The following is a 20,178-nucleotide window of genomic DNA, read 5'->3' as shown; positions in this document are numbered from 1 at the left end:
CCCAACGCCTCCTCGGTAAGCGTGGTCCGTAGCGTAACCCGCAGCGCGATCCGCGACGTCACCCGCCACCTTCGCGGCGTGGGCCTCCGGGCGGCCCCGCTCGCCCTGGCCTTGACCTTCGCCGCCTCGGGCGGGCTGCGCAGCGCACACGCGCAGAGCGCCCAGACCGCGCCAGCAGGTCAGCCGTCCAAGGCCGCCCGCGACGAGGCGGCGACCCGCTTCAAGAAGGGCATCGATCTGTTCAAGGAGACCGACTACGCGGCGGCGCTCGTGGAGTTCCGGCGGGCCTACGAGCTCGCGCCGACCTGGCAGGTCCTCTACAACATCGGTCAGGTCCAGTTTCAGCTCCAGGACTACGCGGGCGCGCTGCCCACGCTCGAGCGCTACCTCTCCGAGGGCGGCCGGCAGGTGCCCGCGGCGCGTCGCACCGAGGTGGAGGCAGACATCCAGACACTGAAGGGGCGGATCGCGTTCCTCGACGTCACGGTGAACGTGGCGGACGCGGACATCGCGGTGGACGACACCACCGTGGGCACCTCGCCGCTCTCGAAGCCGGTCACGGTGAACGCCGGACGGCGTCGCGTCGCAGTGAGCCGCGAGGGGTACACCCCGCAGAGCCGCGTCGTGGAGGTGGCGAGCGGCGACACCGTGAAGGCGAGCTTCGATCTGGTGGAGCGCGGCGCGAACGCCGCGTCGACCGCTGGAAGCTCGGGCGACACTGGAAGCGGAGACAGCAGCGTGCCCCAGACGGGCACGGGAAGCACCTCGGGCGGCTCCGGCGATTCCGGCTCGAACGTGCCATGGATCGGGTGGGGAGTGACGGGCGGGCTCGCTGCCGGAGCCGTGGTGTTCGGAGTGCTGGCGCTGGGAGCGTCGTCGGATCTGCAAGATCTCCGCGGGACCCGGGGCGTCGCCGCCAGCGATCTGCAGGACGCGAGCAGCAAGGCGACCACGATGTCCGTGGTGTGCGACGCGCTCACCGGAGCGGCGCTGATCGCCGGAGGGATCTCGCTTTACTTCACGCTCCGGACGCCCCCGTCGGACAGCGCAGCAAGCGCCCCCCGCACCCGTCCGTCGCAGGCGACACGGGCGCCGCGGGCGACGTGGTCGAGCGCATCGCGCCCGCAATCGAGCGGTCCGGAGTTGCAGATCGGGATCAGTCCACGTGGAGCGCAGGTGATCGGCTCGTTCTGAACGGCGCCGTTTCCGTTCGGCAGATGCTTCGCCCGTGGCCTGGCGCGTGCAGCCCGGCCAGCAGGGGCGACGAGCCGTGCGAAACCTTGCCGCAGTGACACGGACGAAGGGGCCACAGAAGCTCGCGCTGCTCGCGATGGCAGCGCTCGCGGGATGCGCGCAGCTTCTGGATCTGGACTGGGAGCCAACCGAGCTCTCGGCCCAGGTCGATGACAAAGAACCTACGGAGGGAAGCCATTCCAGTTCGGGAAGCGATGGTGTGGACGGCGCAGGAAGCCATGGCGCGTCCAGCGGAGGAGGCACGCCGAGCACCGCTACGGGCAGCGGCGGCGGGAGCGGCGCAGACGGCGCGGGAGGGACGCCGCAGGGAACCTCAGGGTCAGGAGGTGACGGCGGAAGTGGCGCAGGCAGCGCGGGGAGCGCCGGCGGGAACGCAGGCGGTGCAGGCGGTGCAGGCGGTGCGGGCGATACAGGTGGCGCAGGCGGGAGCGTGAACGGACCAGGCAGCGCCAGTTCGACGAGCGCCGGGCCGGGCTCGTCGAGCTCCGGGTCGGGCTCGTCGAGCTCGGGAGGGCCGTACTTCGGTACCTGCATCGACGGGGTGCAGAACGGCTTCGAGACCGACGTCGATTGCGGCGGGATGTACTGCGAGCCCTGTCAGGAGGGGCTGCATTGCGTCTTCCACAACGACTGCAGGAGGGGTGTCTGCGTGAACCACGTGTGCAACAGGCATGCGTACGGCAACCGCGAGGGCAGGCCATGAACAGTGGGGCGACTGCGCGGTTCGGCTCGTGGCCGGTACCAAGCTCTCGCGGGCGGGTGACGACCCCGCGAGCTTTCGAGGCGTCGGATACGTATCTCGACGAGGAGAGCGCAGACGCTGTCCTGTCCTTGAAAGCGGCGGCTGGTGAGGCACCCATGTCCGTGGATCCATGCTCGACCGTGCCCTCCAGTCCGCGCTCGGGCACCGCTCACGCAGACGCAGCGCCGGTCCAGGAGGATCCAGAGGGCGTCGCGTCCCGGGTGTGCACGACGCGAAAACCTGCTTCGGCTTGCGCAGCGCCGCGGTCGGAAGCAACGCCGGTCCAGGAGGGCGCTGCAAGTGCGGCGCTGCGGCTGGAGAGGGCGCCCCGCGGGGAGCCACTCAGCCGCGGGGAGCCGCTCAGCCGCGGAGCGCCACTCAGCCGCGGAGCGCCGCTCAGCCGCGGGGAGCCGCTCAGCCCAGAGGGGGTGCCCGCGAGGGACTGGGACCCGGTCGGAGACTCGCCGGGTCAAGAGGCCGCTGCCAGCTCCGCGCCCCAGGGGGTGCCGGCTCCGGGTGAGTGGATCGCGGGGCGGTACAGGGTCGAGCGCGTCCTCGCGCGCGGCGGGATGGGCTTGGTAGTGCAGGCCGAGCACGTCGTGCTCGGCAAGCGCGTGGCCGTGAAGCTCCTCTTGCAAGACGTCGCCTCGGACGAGGGAGCGCTGCAGCGCTTCCTGGACGAGGCGCGGATCGCCGCGCAGCTCCCGGGTGATCACATCGCGCGCGCGCTCGACTTCGGCCGCACCGACCGGGGGGATGCCTACCTGGTGATGGAGCTGCTGGTCGGGCGAGACCTGGAGGCAGAGCTGAGGCGGCGGGGGAGGCTGCCCGTGCGGGAAGGCGTCGATCTGGTGCTCCAGGCCTGCGAGGGCGTCGCAGAGGCGCACGCCGTGGGGCTCGTGCACCGCGATCTCAAGCCTGCCAACCTCTTCCTCACGCGCCGCCGCGATGGCTCCGCCCTGATCAAGGTGCTCGACTTCGGGATCTCCAAGCGCACGCTCGGCGGCGCGCCCACGACGATCGCCACCCGGAGCGCGGCATGCGGCACGCCCGCGTACATGGCACCCGAGCAGCTCTTGCCCCTCGTGCCCGTCGACGCGCGCTGCGATCAGCACGGGCTGGCCATGGTGCTGTTCGAGCTGATCACGGGGCGGCGGGCGTTCTCCGCGGACAGTCTGGTCGAGCTGTCGGTCCAGATCCTGGACATGGCGGCGCCCCGTCTCGCCAGCAGCCTGCCTGCGGCGCCACCCGGCCTGGACGAGGCCATCGCCCGCGCGCTCGCCAAGAACCCTGAAGCCCGGTTCCCCGACCTCGCCGGCTTCGCGGAGGCGATCGCTCCTTTCGGGGGGCCGGGCGCGGTGATCTCGGCACACAACGTCGCGCAGGTGCTGCAGGGGGTGCTGGCGCACCACACCAGCGCCCAGACGGGGCCCTGCTGGAGCCGGGGAAACGCACCCACGGTGCTGAACGAGGTACATGGTGACGCGCTCCCGGCGGTCGTCACGGCCCCAGGTCAAGGCGACGTGGGGGACGCCGTCACGGTCTCTCTGATGGGGGCGCTCGGGGGCGCGCGGCAGGACACGCCAGCAGGGCGCTCCTTTCCCCTCCCCCAGGTCGAGAAGCGCACCGCGCGGATGCTGCTCGCGATGCTGGCGGGAGGAGCCGCGGTGGTCTCCGCGGTCGGAGGGGCAGGCGCTCTGCTCGACGCCCCCGGCTTGCCGGATTCGCCCGCAGCCACGGGCATCGCCAGCGCCACGCACCGTGCCTTGTCGGAGGTGCGCGACGAGCCTGACCCTGTGGTGCTCGCGGCGTCCGGCAATGGTGCACACGCCATCGGCCACCCTGCGCTACCCGACGGCTGGGCAGACACGGCGCGCGCGGCGGGCGCGGCGAGCATGGCTGGCGCAGCGCGAGAGGCGCGCGCGACGCGCGCGGCGGATGCAGCGAGCATGGCTGGCATGGAGGGCACGGCAGGCGGCGAAGGGGCCGGGTCTCAGGCGCAGCGCGCACCCGCCGTGGGTGCGCAGGGCGCCCGTGCCAAGGCCGGAAGCGCGTCTCCCAAGAAGGGCGCGTCCACGGGAACACCACCCGTGGTGTCTTCCGCGATGCCCTCCTCGCCAGCGCCCCACGCCAGCGCTGCTGCCGTGCCGCGCGGCGCGAAGGCGCCCGCCAGAGCGTCTGGAAACGTCAAGCAGACCGCCCGGGAGGTGTTCGGTGACAGGTGAACGACGCCGCACAGGTCCCCTGCCCTTCACGCTTCTGCTCTGGGCCCTGACCTCCACGGCCGCGCACGCCGCGGAGCCCAGGGGAAGCCGCGTGGGCTCCGCGGAGGCCCAGCGCGCAGAGCAAGTGGCCAGCGCCGAGGCCCTCTTCGATGCAGGGCGGTCGCTCTACGACGCCGGGCTGTTCTCCGAGGCGTGCACGAAGCTCGACGAGAGCCAGCGGCTGGATCCGAGCGTGGGCACCGAGGGCCTGCTCGCCGCATGCCGTGAGCAGGAGGGGCGCCTCGCGACGGCGTACCGAGGCTACGTGGCAGCCGAGGAGCGCGCCCGCGCCGCTGGTGATCGGCGCGCGCAGTTCGCGGCAGCCCGCGCCGCCTCGCTCGCGCCGCGGGTGCCGAGGTTGCGCTTCCGGGTGGATCAGCCGCCGCCAGGGTTGCAGGTGGAGATCGACGGTGTGCCGCTCTCCAGCAGGAGTCTCGCGTCCGGCGTGATGGCCGATCCGGGTCCGTTGCTGGTCGAGGCCACCGCGCCCGGGAGGCTGGCGTTCCACACCACGGTGGAGATGAAGGTCGGCGAGCAGACCGTCGTCGCCATTCCCGCGCTCGCGCTGCGCAGCACCGGGACGCCGCGGGCCGCGCTGGGGCCCACCCCCGAGCCGGCGTCCCATCACCCGGCGGCGTCGCGCTCGAACCCGCGACGGACCGTCGGGTGGACCGTGGGCGCGGTGGGTCTCGCCGGTGTGGGGGTGGGCGCCGGGCTGGGGGCGCTCGCCTTGACCCAGCGCAGCGCCTCGAACGAGCACTGCGGCCCCGAGAACCGCTGCACGCCGCTCGGCGGTGAACTTCGGGACGAGGCACGGGTCACGGCCAACGTCGCGACCGCGGCGTTCGCGGCGGGGCTCGGGGGCCTCGCTGTGGGAGCGGTGCTGCTGCTCTGGCCCGAGACCCGCGACGAGCGGCCGTCCCACGCACGGGGGCCCCAGCTCGTTCCTGCCGCCGGTCCAGGCAGCGCCGGAGCCTTCCTGCTGGGCCATTTCTGAAGCCAGCACCGCGACACCCGGGCCCGTCGGGTTCCCTGGCACGACGTTCGTGCGCAGCAACCGGCCCGCGGAGGCGTCGAACGAAGGGGATCGAGATCAATGCCTGCAGTGCTGGCCCTGCCCTTCCTCGGGTGGCCATCTCTGGTACGTTCGAGTCCTCGGCGGTCCTGCCGCCGCAGGTGGACGCTCACGAGGGGGCTGACCAGGGCATGAGCGAGCTGACGGGGGTGAACAGACCGCAGGACGAGGCGCCTGCCTGTCGACGACGCCCCCGTCCGGGGGGGCTGAAGCGATGAGCGAGGCCGACGCGCTGGGCAAGGAACTCGCCGAGGCTCGCAAGGAACTCGCCGAGGCTCGCAAGGAACTCGCCGAGGCCCGCAAGGAGGCTGCGGAGACTCGCAAGGAACTCGCCGAGGCTCGCAAGGAGGCCGCACGGCTGCGGGAGGAGCTCGCCCAGGCAAGGCGTATGGAGCGCTCGAACGAGGCCCTCCCGCAGCTCCAAGAGGGCGGCGCGCTGCTCGAAGCCGTCCTGCACACGAGCGTCGCGGCCATCACCATGCTGGACACCGCGGGGCGCATCGTGTCCGCCAACGGGAGGGCGGAGACGATCCTCGGCCTCACCACCGACGAACTCCTGCGGCGCACCTACAACGCGCCGGAGTGGCAGAGCCACGCGCTCGACGGCGGCCCCCTCACCGACGAGATGACCCCCTTCGCGCAGGTGATGCGGTCGGGGCAGCCCGTGTTCGACGTGCGGCAAGCCATCACCTGGCCCGACGGGCGCCGCAAGCTGCTCTCCATCAACGGGGCGCCCATCCGGAACGCGCGCGGTGAGATCGTCAGCGTGGTGTGCTCGGTCAACGACATCACCCAGCGCCTCCGCACGGAGCAGATCCTCCAGCGCATCGTGGAGAGCACAGCGCACACCGGGCAAGCCTACATCGCGTCCCTGGTACAGGCGCTCGGCGAGGGGCTCGACGTGCGCTGCGCCTTCGTGAGCGAGATCGTCGGCGAAGGTGACCGCGCGCGCAGCGTGGCCGTGTGGCGCGACGGCGCGGCGGCGCTGGACTTCGAGCATGCCCTCGCAGGGACTCCCTGCGCCGAGGTCGTGGCGCCCCGGGTGGTCTTCCACCGGCGCGGCGTGGCGGCCCAGTTCCCGGCGGACCCGCGGCTCCGGGAGATGGCGGCGGAGAGCTACCTCGGCGTCCCGCTCATCTCGTCGTCGAAGCGGATCCTCGGCCTGATGGCGCTGATCAGCGACGAGCCCATCGACGAGACGCTGCAACCCGAGACGATGCTCCAGATCTTCGCGGACAAGGTCGCCGCCGAGATCGAGCGCAAGCACGCCGAGGACGAGAGCCGGCGCAGCGCGACCCGCCTGCGGCAAGCAGCGCGCATCGCGCGCCTGGGCATCTGGGAGTGGGATCTCTGCACGGGCGCGGTGCAGTGGTCGGACGAGATGTGCGCGATCTACGGGGTCACTCATGCCGACGTCACCGGCAAGGCCGACGACTACCTGGATCGCATCCACCCCGACGATCGCCCGGAGCAGATCGCGCTCCTGCAAAAGCTTCTGGATTCGGTGAACGACCACAGCGAGGGCGCCTCCTGGGACGGCACCCACGAGATCACGCCCAGCAACACCGCGGAGTTCCGGCTCATGCGGCCCGACGGGGCCGTGAGGTCGGTGTCAGGGCACGCCATGCTCACCGTCGGGCCGGACGGCAAGCCGCAGCGGCTCCTCGGGACGCTGCTCGACCTCACCGAGCAGAAGCAAGCAGAGGCGGAGCGCGAGGAACTCCGCTCCAGGCTGCTGCAAGCGCAGAAGATGGAGAGCATCGGCCGCCTCGCCGGAGGGGTGGCGCACGACTTCAACAACCTGCTCACGGCCATCCTCTGCTGCGCCGAGCTGGGGGCGCAGCGGGGCGACGGGGAGCGCGCCCAGGACTATTTCCAGCAGATCACCGAGGCCGCGGGGCGCGGGGCGCGGCTCACCGGGCAGCTTCTCGCCTTCGCACGGAAGCAGGTCCTGGAGCCGCGGGTGCTCGATCTCAACGAGCTGGTGGAGCGGGGGATCGAGATGCTGCGCCGGCTGATCGGGGCGCACGTGGAGATCGTGTGGATCCCGGCCAGGGACCTCGGCCGGGTGAAGGGCGACGCCGGTCAGATCGAGCAGGTGCTGGTGAACCTGGTGGTGAACGCGCGGGACGCCATGCCCAGCGGCGGGAGGGTGACCATCGAGACCGCCGACGTGACGTTGACCGAGGACTACGCGCACAAGCGGACCGAGATCGAGCCGGGCGAGTACGTGATGCTGGCCGTCACCGACACCGGCTCAGGGATCGCTCCCGAGCTGATGTCGATGATCTTCGAGCCCTTCTTCACCACCAAGGAAGCCGGCAAAGGGACGGGGCTCGGGCTCGCCACCTGCTACGGGATCGTCAAGCAGCACCGCGGCCACCTCGCCGTCTACAGCGAGCCAGGGCGAGGGGCGACGTTCAGGGTGTACCTGCCCCAGGCGAAGCAGCCGCTCTCCCCACGCGCCGCCACCTCCGAGGTCACCCGCCCCACTGCGGGGACCGAGACGGTCCTCATCGTGGAAGACTACGGTCCCGTGCGGACCATGATCCGCGAGCTGTTCGTGGATCTCGGCTACACCGTGCTCGTGGCCCAGGACGGGGAGGAGGCGCTGGAGACGGCGCGCGCACACCGCGGCGCCATCGATATCCTGGTCACCGACGTGATCATGCCCCGGATGGGAGGCAAGGAGCTCGCGGCTCACCTGGTCGAGGAGCGCCCCCACCTCCGCGTGCTCTACACCTCGGGCTACGCCGAGAACGCGATCGTGCAGCACGGGATCCTCAGGCCGGGTTCGGCCTTCATCGCCAAGCCTTACCGGCCCTCGGAGCTGGCGGAGCGGGTCCGGGTGCTGCTCGACGAGCCGCCACCCGCGGGGGTCATGCTCTGATCGGGTGCGTCAGTCGCACACCGAACCGAGGGTGCCGACCAGGGTGCTCGTGCTTCCAGCCAGGTAGAGGCCCGAGAAGGTCACGCTCTGGGCGTCCCCTGCGCCGTTCGCGGGCATGCACCAGATCTGGATGTCCGATGCTGCCTCGCCATCCTCCGGGTCGAAGTCGAGCGCGCCCGAGGCGCCGTTGACGTCGATGCTCGCCCCCGCCAGGAGAGCGTCGAAGGTGCTGCTGATCTGTTCGCCCACGTTCACCGGATCTCCGGGAGGGATCATCTTCGAGAGCGCGCCGGCCAGCCGGGCGCCCGTCGGAGCTTCACCGCCGAGCGCGACCGCGCTGTAGGCGAGGAGGTAAGCGGCGTCGTAGGCGCCGGCGGCCCCGAAGACGTCGGGGCTCGTTCCGTCGTTGAACTGCCCGATGTAGTCGCCGCGGAAGGCGTTGAAGCGCGGGTTCGAGGTGCCCGGGATGGTGCCGGTGATCCGGTGCCTGAGGTCCGTGTCGCCCTGGACGACGGACTCCCAGAGCTGCGGGATGACGCTGCCGTCGGAGAGCACGTACCGCGGCCTGTAGGCGCCGAGCTGCCAGCCCTCCTCGATCGGCGCGAGCACATCGAGGACGCTCTCGCGCGTGCCCAGGGAGAAGATGATGTGGGGCTCCAGATCGAGCGCCGCCTGCACGGCCTCCTCGTACCGGGGTGCGCTCGTCGTGGCGTTGTCGGGGTCGCCGTAGTCGAAGCGCCGGTAGAAGCCGTTGTTCTGCGGGTCGAGGGCGCTCGTGCCGTTCAGCACGAGACCCGCTTCGAGCACCCGCCCGAGCCCCGTGCCGTACGAGTCTCCCTTGTGCAGGATGGCGACCCGCAGCTTGTCTCCGGCCTGGAGGCCGAGGGCGAGCCGGACGTCCTCCTGGAGGCGCGCGGAGTACTGGACGAGCGCCTCGGCCTGGTAGATGTCGGAGGGCGCGGTGCGCCAGACGAGCCCCTGGTCGCTGAGATCGGTGATGGCGACGCTGGTCGCCGAGGGGGAGATCACCAGCGTCCCTCCCGGGATGGTGGCCTCGGTGGCCATCTTGATGGTGATCCCGCTGAAGGCAGCGCCGATGATCGCAGGCACCCCGAGGGAGACGAGGTGCTGGCCCGCGGCCGCGGCGGTGTCGGCGTCGCTCTTGTCGTTGCAGCCCACCAGCACCACGGGACGCTGCATGGACTTGCCCGGGAGCGGCGGGAGGCCGTTGGCGTTCGTGGCGATCTCGGAGAGCGCGAGCCGGACCGCGTTGGTGATCGACTTGCCCGTCTGGGCGGCCTCACCGTCCGTCGGCACCACCACCCCGATCAGGAGCGCGTCGTCCTTCTCGTAGTCGCCCTCGATGACGGTGCACTCGGTGGACCGCATGTCCGCGCAGGCGTGGGTCTGCGCGCTGCAGACGTGGAACTCGCCGAACTGCTCCACGCACTCCTGGTTGGTGGCGCAGAGCGGCTCCGAGCACACCCGCTCCTCCGAGCAGGTGGTGCCCGGGAAGCCCGCGCAATCGTCGTTGGTCTCGCACTGCTCTGCGTTGCGGTCGATGATCAGCGTGCACGAGGGCAAGAGGACGCCGAGGCCGATCGAGGCGAGGCGGGCAAGAACCTTCATCGCGCGGGTCTCCTTCATGGACTGGCTACGCACCCCGGGGGATCCATGGCCGCGATCCAGCCGCTGACGAGCGCTATCCCGTCCTGATCGGGCATCCGGTTCGTGAGCTCGGGCATCTTGATCTCCGGATCGGTGGAGCCCATCCGGAATATCATGATGCTCTGCTCCGGGTGACCTGGCTCGACATCGAAGGCGTGCCCGCCGGTCCCAGCCCCCGCCGCGACCGACGTCTTGCAGATGCCGTTCTTGAGAGGGGTCCGCTCCCACTCGAGCAATACCAGCCCACTCGGCCCCCCTGCCCCACCCGGCCGATGGCAGTGGGAGCAGTTGGCGTGGAGGTAGGCCCGGGCACGGTCGTCGAGCATGCCGCTCCCCCGCGGATCGGCGAAGGCAGGGAGGTCGGCCGGAGGCGGGAGCGCCCCCGAGAACATCCCGAGCTCCGCAAGCTCCACGAGCTGGTTGCGCGGCCCCGACGGGGTGTCGATCTCCCGGTTGAGCTGCGGCGTGACCAGGCCGAGGAGGTGAATGGTGTCATCGCGCTCGTGGCAGCTCTTGCACTGGTTGGTGTTGGGGATGACGTACTGGCCTTGCGCCGGCATCCCCTGCGCGTCGGTGTAGGAGACGTCGACCCGATCCCCCGCCACGAGGCGCGTGGCCTCGGTTTGCGCGTCGTTCCAGGCGTAGGTGTGGGGCACCCAGCCCTCCTCCGAGAGGATGAGCAAGCGCGTCTCCACGATCCGCGCCGGCCCCTCGGGCTCGCGAAGATCGAGCGAGAAGAAGAAGGTCTTGATGATGATGGTCCCCACCGGGAACTGCCAGTCCTCGACCTCGCCGAGGTCGATCTGCGCTCCCTCGGGCAGGACGATGAAGCGCCCCTTGCCAGCATGATCGGCCCAGAGCGGTGAGGTCACCTCGTAGGGGACCACGCCAGCCACAGGCCGCAGGTCGGCGAGAGGCCCCTCGAAGAAGCCGTACTCCGAGAGGGTCTCGTAGGGGATCTCGCGGGGCGGTTCGGGCTCCGGATCCGGATCCGGCGGTGGCGTGCTGGTCGTGGAGGCGCCAGGCGCGGGCCCAGCGTCATCCCCTCCGCACGAGATCGCCGTGAGCGGGAAGCCCAGGAGGCCCAGGAGGCCCAGGAGCGCCCATCTACTCTGCCGGGAGAAGCTCATAGGTACAGGCCACCTCGGAGACATCCTGGCTGTCCGCGGGGAAGTCGTCGCAGAAGTTGAAGTTCAGGTAGCTGGGCGCCGGGTCCTCGGAGACGCAGTTGGTCAGGTGGCCATCGTCCGTGGCCATGGCGTCGATGCAGCCGTCCCACATGATGTCGGGGATGGGACGGAGGTCGGTGGCCAGGAGGACGAGGCCATCAGGCTCCGTGCCGTTGTTCATGTACTCGTTCTCGTGGATGAAGTTGCCCTGCGGGAAGCGGTCGTAGAGCGGGTCGGTGGTGTCCCCGAAGACCACCGACAGGTAGCTCAGGGTCATGATGGCGCCCGACTTGTTGTCCCGGATGACGTTCCTGCGGACCTCGTTGTCGTCCGAAGCCAGGATCATCACCCCGAGGCCAGGCGGAACCGACGCCACCGTGGTGCCCGGCTCGGCGAAGTTGTCGAGGTTGTTGTTCTCGATCAGGTTGTCGTAGACGTTGGTGCGCTTGCCATCCTGCACGGGGATGCCGGGCAGGTTGAAGACCAGGATGCCCGCGGTGTTGTCGTGGGCGTGGTTGCCGCGCACCAAGGCGTCGGTCGAGTTCTCGATCTCGATGCCAGCGACGTTGCCGTAAGCCTCGGAGTCCGTGACGCGGATGCGCTCGGACTGGCCCACGTAGATGCCGGCGTCCCGCGCTCCCTTGACGATGCAGCGCTCGATCACCACGTCGGACGACCCGACGGGATAGAGGCCATAGGCCCCGTTCTCGAGCGCAGCATCGGCGCTCCACTGGACCGTCACGTCACGGAAGGTGACGCCAGCGACGTTGCTGGCACGGATGCCGTCGCCGGGCGTGTCGAGGACCGAGAGGGCCTCGATGGTCACGCGATCCCCCTGGATCAGGACGCCGTTGGGTCCTGTCTCCTGGGCCGAGAAGTCGAGGAACGTCCCCTCTGGCCCGACCCCTTTCAGGGTCACGCCGTCGACGTCGAGGCTGAGCTCACCGGTGAACGAGAAGGTGCCGGCGCTGAAACAGACCGTGCTGTCCTCCCTCGCCTCGATGAGCGCGGTCTGCACCGCCGCGGCGTCAGCCTCGCCAGCCATGAGGACGACGTCGCAGCCCTCGGGGATCGCCGCCGAGCCGCCGCCCTCGCCGCCGCTGCCGCCCTCGCCGCCGCTGCCGCCCTCGCCCGTGGTGCCCGCGCCACTACCGCCAGTACCGTCGTCATCGTCACCGCACGCGCTGATCCCGGTTGCGCCGAGCACGAGGACCGAGACCACCAGCGCCGCCCCAGCGGCACGGGTACACCCATGGAGAAGCATTCCTGTCTGCATGCACACAACGTACTGGACGTGTTGGCGCACTGTCCATCACGAGCGCCAGACAGGCAGGGGCGAGGTGCAGGCCCCTGCGCGAGCCAGCGGGATCAAGCGGAGGAGGCGTCCAGACGGATGGTCTTCCAGTCACCCGAGCGGAACTTCCACGCCATGATCGCCGCGAGCAGGACCACGTAGATCACGCCGGCAGACCAGATGCCCATGAGCCCGAAGCCCAGGGTGATTCCGAGGAGCCAGGCCAGGGGTACCAAGCAGGTGAAGTGGAGCAGCAGCTCCACGACCATCACGAAGATGGTGTTGCCGGCACCGAACAGCGCCTGGGTGAGGATCATCGCGACCGCGACGAGGGGCGTGCAGATGCCCATGACCTGCATCGGGCGGAGCGCTGCCTGTTGCACCAGCTCGCTGGTGCTGACCACCGAGAGGATCTGCTGCGCGAACACGGCCTCGAGCAGCCCGACCACGCCGAAGATCGCCAGCCCCATGCGGACGCTCGTCCAGCCGAAGCGCGCTGCCTTCTCCGGGTCCTTCTCGCCGAGCGACTGCGCCACGAGCGTGGCCGTCGAGGTACCGAAGGCAAGGCAGGCCGTGAAGGTGAGCTTGAGGACGCCCACGATCACGGTGGTCGCGGCGCCATAGACCGGCTCGGAGCGGCCCCCCGGGCACTTCGGCGAGACCGCCCCCGCGGGCGCGATGCTGTCGAGCTGGCTGGCGATCGCATAGAAGAGGGCGAACCCCGTCATGATCGCGACCGTGGCGACCGCGCTGGGGATGGAGAGCTTGAGGATCGACCAGGTGAGCGTCCGATCGGCGTTCTTCCAGGAGAAGGGGCGGTAGAGCCGGCGGTACTCGGGCAGGAGCGCGTAGGCGATCATGATCGCCAGGCCCACGTACGTGGAGATGAAGCCGGCCATGCCAGCGCCGGCGATGCCGTACTTCGGGATGCCCAGGGTGGCATTGCCGAAGATGAGCAGCAGGCACAGGACGATGTTGAGGGCGTTCATCACCACGGCCGACACGAGGTGGATATGGGTCTTGCCCAGTCCGTCGAAGAACGCCTTCAGCGCGAAGGTGGCGGCCATGGACGTGATCCCGAGCAGGCGCCACTGCAGGTACTCGTGCGCCGCTTGCCGCGCGCCCTCCACCTTGATGATCGCGGAGAGGATGAGCGGCATGAGCACGTAACCGAGCGCCGAGAAGGCGACGCCTGCCACGATCGCGAAGAACAGCGCGTTGAACAGGACCGCGCCGGCGTCCTCGAAGCGCTTCTCGGCGAACCTGCGGCCAGAGAACGCCTGCGTGCCCACCGAGATCGCGCTCAGCGACCCTCCGAAGAGCCAGAGGATGATCAGCGACGGCAGGAGCGCAGCCTGCGCGTTCGAGGACTCGGGGCAGGGCAGCGCCGCGAAGAAGACGATGTCGACCTCGTTGACGATGCTCTGGGTGAGCATCGCGGCGACGGTCGGAAGTGCGAGCCTCAGGATGGCGCGTCGAGGCGGGCCGGAGGTGACCGCGTTGGAGCCCTGCGCCGGGAGGGAGATCTGAGCCATCGGAGGCGGCCGGTATACAACGTGCCGCCAGGATGGTCCACGCAGCGCTGCGGGCGCACAGGCGCAGGCAGGGCTGGTCTACCGACCCTCAATCCGCCTTGGCTCTGCGGGACTTCCGCTTGCGACGTCGCTTCGCTTCCTGACCGTCTGCAGCCTCCGCGTCGGTGGCGCGCGGTTCGTCGTCCTTCATCGCGGACGCCTTCAGGCGCTCCTCGCGGTTGCGCAGCTCCGTCCTGCGCTGCGCGTCCGCCTTCGTGGGCGCCTCCTTCACCTCCGCCTTTGCGGCGAGCGTCCTGGCCTCCGCCTTCCCGGAGGGCGGCTCTTTCGGTTCCGGCTTCGCAGCAGGCTCTTTCGTCTCTGCCCGGACGTCGGCGACCTTCGGCTCGGTCACCTCCGTGGCTGCCTGCGCCGTCTGCGCCGTCTGCGTCTTTCCGGCGTCTGCCTGGACCACCGAGGGACGCGGCGCGGCGCGCGACGAACGCTCCTGCCGCGATGCTGCACGCGGACGGGTCTGCGAGGGCTGAAGCGTGTCCTGGGCGAGCGCCTGCTCCGCGGCCTGTGCGGGCAGGTCGGGGCTCACCGCCGGCTGGAGGGGCGCGCTGGGCGCGACGACCTCGGGGCTCCCGGCTCCGTCTTGAGCTAGCGGATGCGCGGAAGGAGGCGTGACCCCCGCCGCGACCTCGGTCGAAGCAGTCTGCACCGGGAGGCCTTGCTCTGCGGGCGACCCTGGCCCTCGCGTGGCGTCGGCGAGGCTGTTGGTCGGGATCTGAGGCGTGCTCTGCGTGCGCCAGGGGAGGAAGGCCGCTGCCCTACCGCCGAGATCTGCGATGGCCTTGCCGCTCCCGGTGAAGATCACCCCGGCCACCGCGAGCGCAGCGGCGGCTACCGCGATGCCTCCCGCGCGCCGGAGGGTGTTCCCGCGCGCTGGTTTCCAGAGCACCGATTCCAGGGCCCGCCGCATCTCGGCCGCGCTCTGGAACCGGACGCTCGGGTGCCGCGCCAGCGCGCGCATCACGATCTCGTCGACCTGGGCAGGGATCTGCCGCTCCGGGGCGCAGTCCCGAAGACGCTCCGGGCTCCCTCGGGTCTTCGCCTCCAGCAACGCGACGGTGCTGGAAGCGACGAACGGCAGACGCCCCGTGATCATCTCGTACAGCATGCAACCGAGGGCATAGACGTCGGCGCGTCCATCGACCCGGCCCGAGGACGCTTGCTCCGGTGCCATGTACTCCGGGGTGCCGACGATGGCGACGCCGGCGCGGAGGGGGGTCACGTCCGTCGCGGCGACCTCCTCGGGGCCGGTCGCGAGTCCGAAATCGAGGAGCTTCACAGGAGACACCGCTGCACCCGCCACCGGTGCTTCCGGGACGCGGGACGGCTGCGTCGCCACGCCCTTCGCGTCCACTGCGCGCAGGAGAAAGAGGTTGCTGGGCTTCAGGTCTCGATGCACCACGCCCTCTGCGTGCACCCGCTCCAGCGTGGAGAGCACCGGGATCGCCAGCGCGAACGCCTCACGCCACCCCATCACCTGCTCACGGGCGAGGTGCGCGTCGAGCGACTCTCCCTCGCAGAGATCCATCCCGCAGAACAGGCGCCCGTCGGCAGTCACTCCGAAGTCGTGCACCTTGACGAGCCCCTCGTGCGAGAGCGCCGAGAGCACGCGCGCCTCACGCCGGAAGCGCGCCGTGACCTCCGGAGAACTCGCGTGCTCGGCCGCGATGACCTTGAGCGCGAGGCGCCGCCCGAGGTCGACATGCTCCACCTCGTGCACGACGCTGAACGCCCCGCGGCCCACCTCGCGCTTCAGCCTGTAGCGGGTCCCCGGCAGCATCCCCTCCGCTTCGGAGAGCCCCGGCTCCGCAGGGCTCGTTCTGCCCTCGGGACCGCGCGCCTTGCTCCTCCCCTCGCCCAGACGTTGCCCGGGAGGCGGCGCTGCGGCAGGGTCCGACTTGGTCTGAGGGGCCGCGGACGCCTCGGCGGCGCGGGGGCGTCCGAGACCGCTGGCGCGCGCCTCGGTGACGAGGTCCGAGAACTCCCGCCGCGTACGGGCTGGTTCTCCCGGGAAGAGCGCGTGCATGAAGTGTGCAGCGCGGGCCCTCACGCCGCGCTCACCGCTTGGTAGCGTCTGCGCCGCACCGAGGAGCGCGGCGAGGTCACGGGCAGCCTCCCGGCTGGATGCGTAGCGCGCTTCCCTGTCGAAGGTGGTGAGCCGCGCGATGATCCCGTCGAGCTCCGCGGGGGCGCCGATCTGCTCGCACAGCGGCGGCGTGCTGCTGCGGTTCTGGGCCACCGCGGTCAGGTGAGCTTGCGCGTCACCCTGAAGAAAACGGCGCCCAGCGCACAGCTCCCAGAGCATGATCCCGAGCGCGTAGACGTCGACCCGCGCGTCTCCCGGGTCGCCGTTCGCGACCTCCGGGGCGACGTACCCAGGTTTGGCGAACACCACCCCTGCGACGGTGTGGCACCGCCGGTTCTGCCCTCGGGCCGTGCCGAAATCGATGATCTTCACGTCTCCCGCGAAGCCCACCATGACGTTCTGCGGCGACAGATCCCGGTGCACGATGCCGAGGGCGCGCCCGGCAGCGTCTCGGCGCTCGTGGACATGGGTCAGCCCTTCCGCGATGAGCGCCGTGATCGCCACCGCTTCGGGCCACTCGATCTGCTGGCCGAGCTGCGCTGCCCGGGTGCGGACGTCGCCCAGGCTGCGCCCCTCGACGTGCTCCACCACCACGAAGGGTTCACCGCTCTCCTCGTCGATGTCGGCCTCGATGACCTGCGCGACGCCGGAGTGCTGGAGCTGCGCCTGGACGCGCGCCTCATCCAGAAAGCGCGCGATGAAGCTCGGGTCTGCGGCGTGCTCGCGGCGGATCACCTTGACCACCACAGGGCGTTCTGCGCCCTCGAACCCTGCCGTCGAGGCGAGGAACACCTCTCCCATGCCCCCCCGCGCGAGGCGCCTGAGGAGCAGGTACCGGCCGAAACGTCGGGGGAGCTCGTCGCTGTTGAAGGGGCGCGGATGCGCGTTCGCGCTGCTCGCAGTCGCCTGGGCGGTCGCCATTCAGCGAGCCTAGAAATGTGGGACAACGTGGGCCAAGTTCACGGCAAGTTGCGGCCGACGGTGAGGGATGGACCGTGTGTCCACACCCCTCCTGTTGCTCCCGCCTTGCCCGTAGGGTAGAAAGGTCCGGCCTCATGGAGCGGTTCCCCTTCAAGCGTCTCGTCGCCGTCATGGCGTTCGCGCTTGGGTTCTGCCTGCCGCTCCAGGCCTATGCTGCGCTCGTGCAGGTGTGCGAGGACGACGCGCTGACCCGCGCGCCAGTTCCCGCACAGGACGCGAACCACACCTCCGAGTGTGGCGCCGCCCCGCTGCAGGACGACGACATCAGCGACACGAACGCCGCCCCGCTGTGTGATCCACGCGGTGTGTCAGCGGTTGCCCCCCTCCGCATCCACCCGATCGTCGATGCCCGCATCGAAGCCGGGTTGTCGTGTGGGGGTGAGGCAGATGCCGCACCCAAGGTCGGGCCGCGTTCGAGCGACCCTGCCCCGATGCTCGACAGCGTCGCGGCATCGTCGTGGGCGGTGCTCGTCCCGGATATCGTGCTCCCGCTCCCCATTGAGGGGGAGATGCTCGTCCCATCGCCGCCTGTCACCGGCGCTGCGCTTCCGGGTTTCCGTCAAGGCATCTACCACCCGCCCCGCTGATTCCGGGCTCGCTGGACCACCCTTCCCGAGGAGAGAGAGGTCCGGCTGAGCCCCGAGGCACACCGTCAGGGTGGCATCGGGCGTCGAGGTTTCATGCCGCGCGCGCAGTCTCCCTGAGGCGTGTCTCCAGCGCTGGAGGACCGGGAGCCAACGCACCACGCGCTGATCCGCGGGGTGATTGCCAGCCTCGCAGGAACCACACCTCACCGGGCGTGCCTGCCACGGAGGGCGCCCCCGGAGGAGTGCACGGCAACGGCATACGGCTGCACCGACCACGAGGGAGGAGCAGCCCCTGAATGGGTTGAACAAGGACTTACCCTGGGGCGGCATGCCGCTCCGGGGCAGCAAGGAGCCCGGATTGGTCCGGGCGCCTTGCATGGAGAGGAACGAAGGACATGAACAAGGGAACAGCTATCGTCGGCTTCCTTCTCTGCTTCATTGCAGGGATGGGGCTGATGTTCAGCATCGACCGGAGTGCTGGCAGAAGCGCCAGCATCACGGCCGAAGCGTACTCGGATGGGGAGGCCTGGAGCGATGAGGACGGCTTCCCCGCCGTCACGTCGAAGGACCCGATGTGGGGGTCTCGAAACGCGCCGGTGACCATGGTGGTCTTCAGCGATTTCGAGTGCCCCTTCTGCTCGCGCGTCGAGGCGACGATCAACCAGCTCAAGGAGAAGTACGGCGCTGACAAGCTCCGGATCCTCTGGAAGAACAACCCCCTGCCGTTCCACAAGAACGCCCGCCCGGCCGCCGTGGCCGCGGAGACGGTGTTCCGGCTCGGCGGCTCGAAGGCGTTCTGGAAGTTCCACGATCGCGCCTTCGAGAACTTCAAGGGCGGGCTGACCCCCGAGAACTTCGAAGCGTGGGCCGCCGAGGCCGGCGTGGACCGCGCCAAGTTCAAGGCCGCCTACGACAAGCAGGAGTACGCCGCGAAGATCGACGCCGACATGGCAGTGGGCAAGACCGCTGGCGTGACCGGTACGCCGGCCGCGTTCATCAACGGCGTCTTCCTCAGCGGCGCGCAGCCGATCGACAAGTTCAGCGCAGCCATCGACGAGCAGCTCAAGGCAGCTCAGACCGCGGCGGCCTCCGGCACCAAGCCCGACAAGGTGTACGCGAAGGTCTCGCAGGAGAACAAGGCCAAGGCGCCGCCCCCGAAGGAGCGCGCGCAGAAGCCGGAGCAGGACGACAAGACCGTCTGGAAGGTGCCCGTCGGCGATTCACCGGCGAAGGGCCCCGAGACGGCGCTCGTGACCATCGTGGAGTGGTCGGACTTCCAGTGCCCCTTCTGCAGCAAGGTGGTCCCCACCCTCGACGAGATCAGCAAGACCTACGGCGACAAGGTCCGCATCGTGTGGAAGGACAACCCCCTTCCCTTCCACCAGCGCGCAGAGCCCGCCGCGGAGCTCGCGCGTGAGGCTCGCGCTCAGAAGGGCGACAAGGGCTTCTGGGCTGCGTACGACCTCCTCTGGAAGAACAACCAGAAGCTCGCCGACGAGGATCTCCTCGGTTACGCCAAGGAGCTGGGCCTCGACGTCGAGAAGGTGAAGGTTGCCATCGCCGAGAAGAAGTACGGCGCCGGCATCCAGGCCGACCAGGACCTCGCGGACGACCTTCAGGCGTCCGGCACCCCCCACTTCTTCATCAACGGCCGCCGGCTCGTCGGCGCGCAGCCGATGGAGAAGTTCAAGGCGCTCATCGATGAGGAGAGCAAGAAGGCCGAAGCGCTGCTCGCCAAGGGCGTCGCCGCGAAGGACCTCTACAACGAGATCGTCAAGGACGGGAAGACGCCGCCGCCGCCCGAGCGCAAGGAAGTGGCTGCTCCCGGCCCGAACAACGCCTGGAAGGGTGGTGAGAAGGCCAAGGTCGTGATGCAGGTCTTCTCGGACTTCGAGTGCCCCTTCTGCAAGCGCGTCGAGGACACGGTCACCCAGGTCGAGAAGGCCTACGGCGACAAGATCAAGATCGTGTGGCGCCACCGGCCGCTGCCGATGCACAAGAGCGCGCCGCTCGCGTCGGAAGCCGCTCAGGAGGCGTTCGTGCAGAAGGGCAACGCCGGCTTCTGGGCCTTCCACCAAGCGCTCTTCAAGAACGCAGGCACCGGCCCGGACGTGCTGCAGCGGCCCGCGCTGGAGAAGTACGCCGAGGAGCAGGGTCTCGACCTCGCCAAGTTCAAGAAGGCGCTCGACAGCAACGCCAACAAGGCAGCGGTCGACGCTGACAACGACGTCGCCGAGAAGGCCGGCATCAGCGGCACGCCGGCGTTCGTCATCAACGGCTACTTCATCAGCGGCGCTCAGCCCTTCTCGAAGTTCAAGAAGGTGGTCGACACCGCGCTCCGTGAGGCCGGCGACGCCCCCCCGAAGGGCGGTGCCGCAAAGGTCGAAGCGCCCAAGAAGCCTGCTGCCCCCGGGGCCGCCAAGCCGAAGGGCGACGACGCTTACTGAGCCACGTCTCGCGCACGGCGGGGGTGCACACCCCCGCCGCCCTGTCTAGCCAGGCGGGTCGGATTTCAGGCCCGCCTTCCCCTCCAGACACCCCCGGATGCGGCGCTCTTCATGTGAGAGCGAGAGGCCTTCGCC

The 20,178-nt window shown here is 70.0% G+C and carries 12 protein-coding genes; 7 read left to right on the top strand and 5 right to left on the bottom strand.

Going from position 1 to position 20,178, the window contains the following annotated elements; genetic code table 11:
* Positions 1 to 21: 21 nt before the first annotated feature.
* From CAP_RS17475 to CAP_RS44845, 5 genes are all read left to right on the top strand, one after another.
* Positions 22 to 1,194 (top strand): PEGA domain-containing protein, encoded by a 1,173-nt coding sequence (locus CAP_RS17475; RefSeq protein ID WP_197041222.1) that lies wholly within the window; start codon positions 22 to 24, stop codon positions 1,192 to 1,194.
* Positions 1,195 to 1,684: 490 nt separating this feature from the next.
* Complete coding sequence (locus CAP_RS48180; RefSeq protein ID WP_081864982.1) at positions 1,685 to 1,957, top strand: hypothetical protein; 273 nt, start codon at positions 1,685 to 1,687, stop codon at positions 1,955 to 1,957.
* 467 nt (positions 1,958 to 2,424) lie between these two features.
* The gene (locus CAP_RS44850; RefSeq protein WP_197041221.1) at positions 2,425 to 4,221 is read left to right on the top strand and encodes a serine/threonine-protein kinase; all 1,797 of its coding nucleotides are present in this window, start codon (positions 2,425 to 2,427) and stop codon (positions 4,219 to 4,221) included.
* Entirely contained in the window at positions 4,211 to 5,257 is a 1,047-nt protein-coding gene (locus CAP_RS17465) for a hypothetical protein (RefSeq protein ID WP_044241941.1), read from the top strand. The genes CAP_RS44850 and CAP_RS17465 overlap by 11 nt, the downstream gene beginning before the upstream one ends.
* A gap of 292 nt (positions 5,258 to 5,549) precedes the next feature.
* Complete coding sequence (locus CAP_RS44845; protein WP_052375432.1) at positions 5,550 to 8,225, top strand: ATP-binding protein; 2,676 nt, start codon at positions 5,550 to 5,552, stop codon at positions 8,223 to 8,225.
* 9 nt (positions 8,226 to 8,234) lie between these two features.
* Here the strand turns inward: CAP_RS44845 and CAP_RS17455 are convergent, their stop codons facing one another.
* The 5 genes from CAP_RS17455 to CAP_RS17435 all read right to left on the bottom strand — a co-directional run bounded on the left by CAP_RS17455 (position 8,235) and on the right by CAP_RS17435 (position 16,949).
* Positions 8,235 to 9,854 carry an ABC transporter substrate-binding protein gene (locus CAP_RS17455; RefSeq protein WP_197041220.1) on the bottom strand — a complete coding sequence of 540 codons (1,620 nt, stop codon included), beginning with the start codon at positions 9,852 to 9,854 and terminating at the stop codon, positions 8,235 to 8,237.
* Between the two features lie 14 nt (positions 9,855 to 9,868).
* On the bottom strand, positions 9,869 to 11,023 hold the full coding sequence (locus CAP_RS17450; protein WP_052375431.1) for an SO2930 family diheme c-type cytochrome: 1,155 nt from the start codon (positions 11,021 to 11,023) through the stop codon (positions 9,869 to 9,871).
* Positions 11,001 to 12,284 (bottom strand): parallel beta-helix domain-containing protein, encoded by a 1,284-nt coding sequence (locus CAP_RS17445; RefSeq protein ID WP_197041219.1) that lies wholly within the window; start codon positions 12,282 to 12,284, stop codon positions 11,001 to 11,003. Before CAP_RS17445 ends, CAP_RS17450 begins: the two co-directional genes overlap by 23 nt.
* A gap of 146 nt (positions 12,285 to 12,430) precedes the next feature.
* Complete coding sequence (locus tag CAP_RS17440) at positions 12,431 to 13,891, bottom strand: MATE family efflux transporter (RefSeq protein WP_044241938.1); 1,461 nt, start codon at positions 13,889 to 13,891, stop codon at positions 12,431 to 12,433.
* 88 nt (positions 13,892 to 13,979) lie between these two features.
* Positions 13,980 to 16,949 carry a serine/threonine-protein kinase gene (locus CAP_RS17435; protein WP_044241936.1) on the bottom strand — a complete coding sequence of 990 codons (2,970 nt, stop codon included), beginning with the start codon at positions 16,947 to 16,949 and terminating at the stop codon, positions 13,980 to 13,982.
* 134 nt (positions 16,950 to 17,083) lie between these two features.
* Here CAP_RS17435 and CAP_RS17430 point away from each other — a divergent pair, with 134 nt between their 5' ends.
* Complete coding sequence (locus CAP_RS17430) at positions 17,084 to 17,596, top strand: hypothetical protein (protein WP_044241934.1); 513 nt, start codon at positions 17,084 to 17,086, stop codon at positions 17,594 to 17,596.
* 395 nt (positions 17,597 to 17,991) lie between these two features.
* Positions 17,992 to 20,043: a DsbA family protein gene (locus tag CAP_RS17425; RefSeq protein ID WP_044241931.1), complete on the top strand. Its 2,052-nt coding sequence runs from the start codon at positions 17,992 to 17,994 to the stop codon at positions 20,041 to 20,043.
* Positions 20,044 to 20,178: the final 135 nt, after the last annotated feature.

Source organism: Chondromyces apiculatus DSM 436, assembly GCF_000601485.1.
GTDB lineage: Bacteria > Myxococcota_A > Polyangia > Polyangiales > Polyangiaceae > Chondromyces > Chondromyces apiculatus.
The sequence above is the reverse complement of the archived record's forward strand: the minus strand, read 5'-3'. Positions and strand labels throughout refer to the sequence as shown.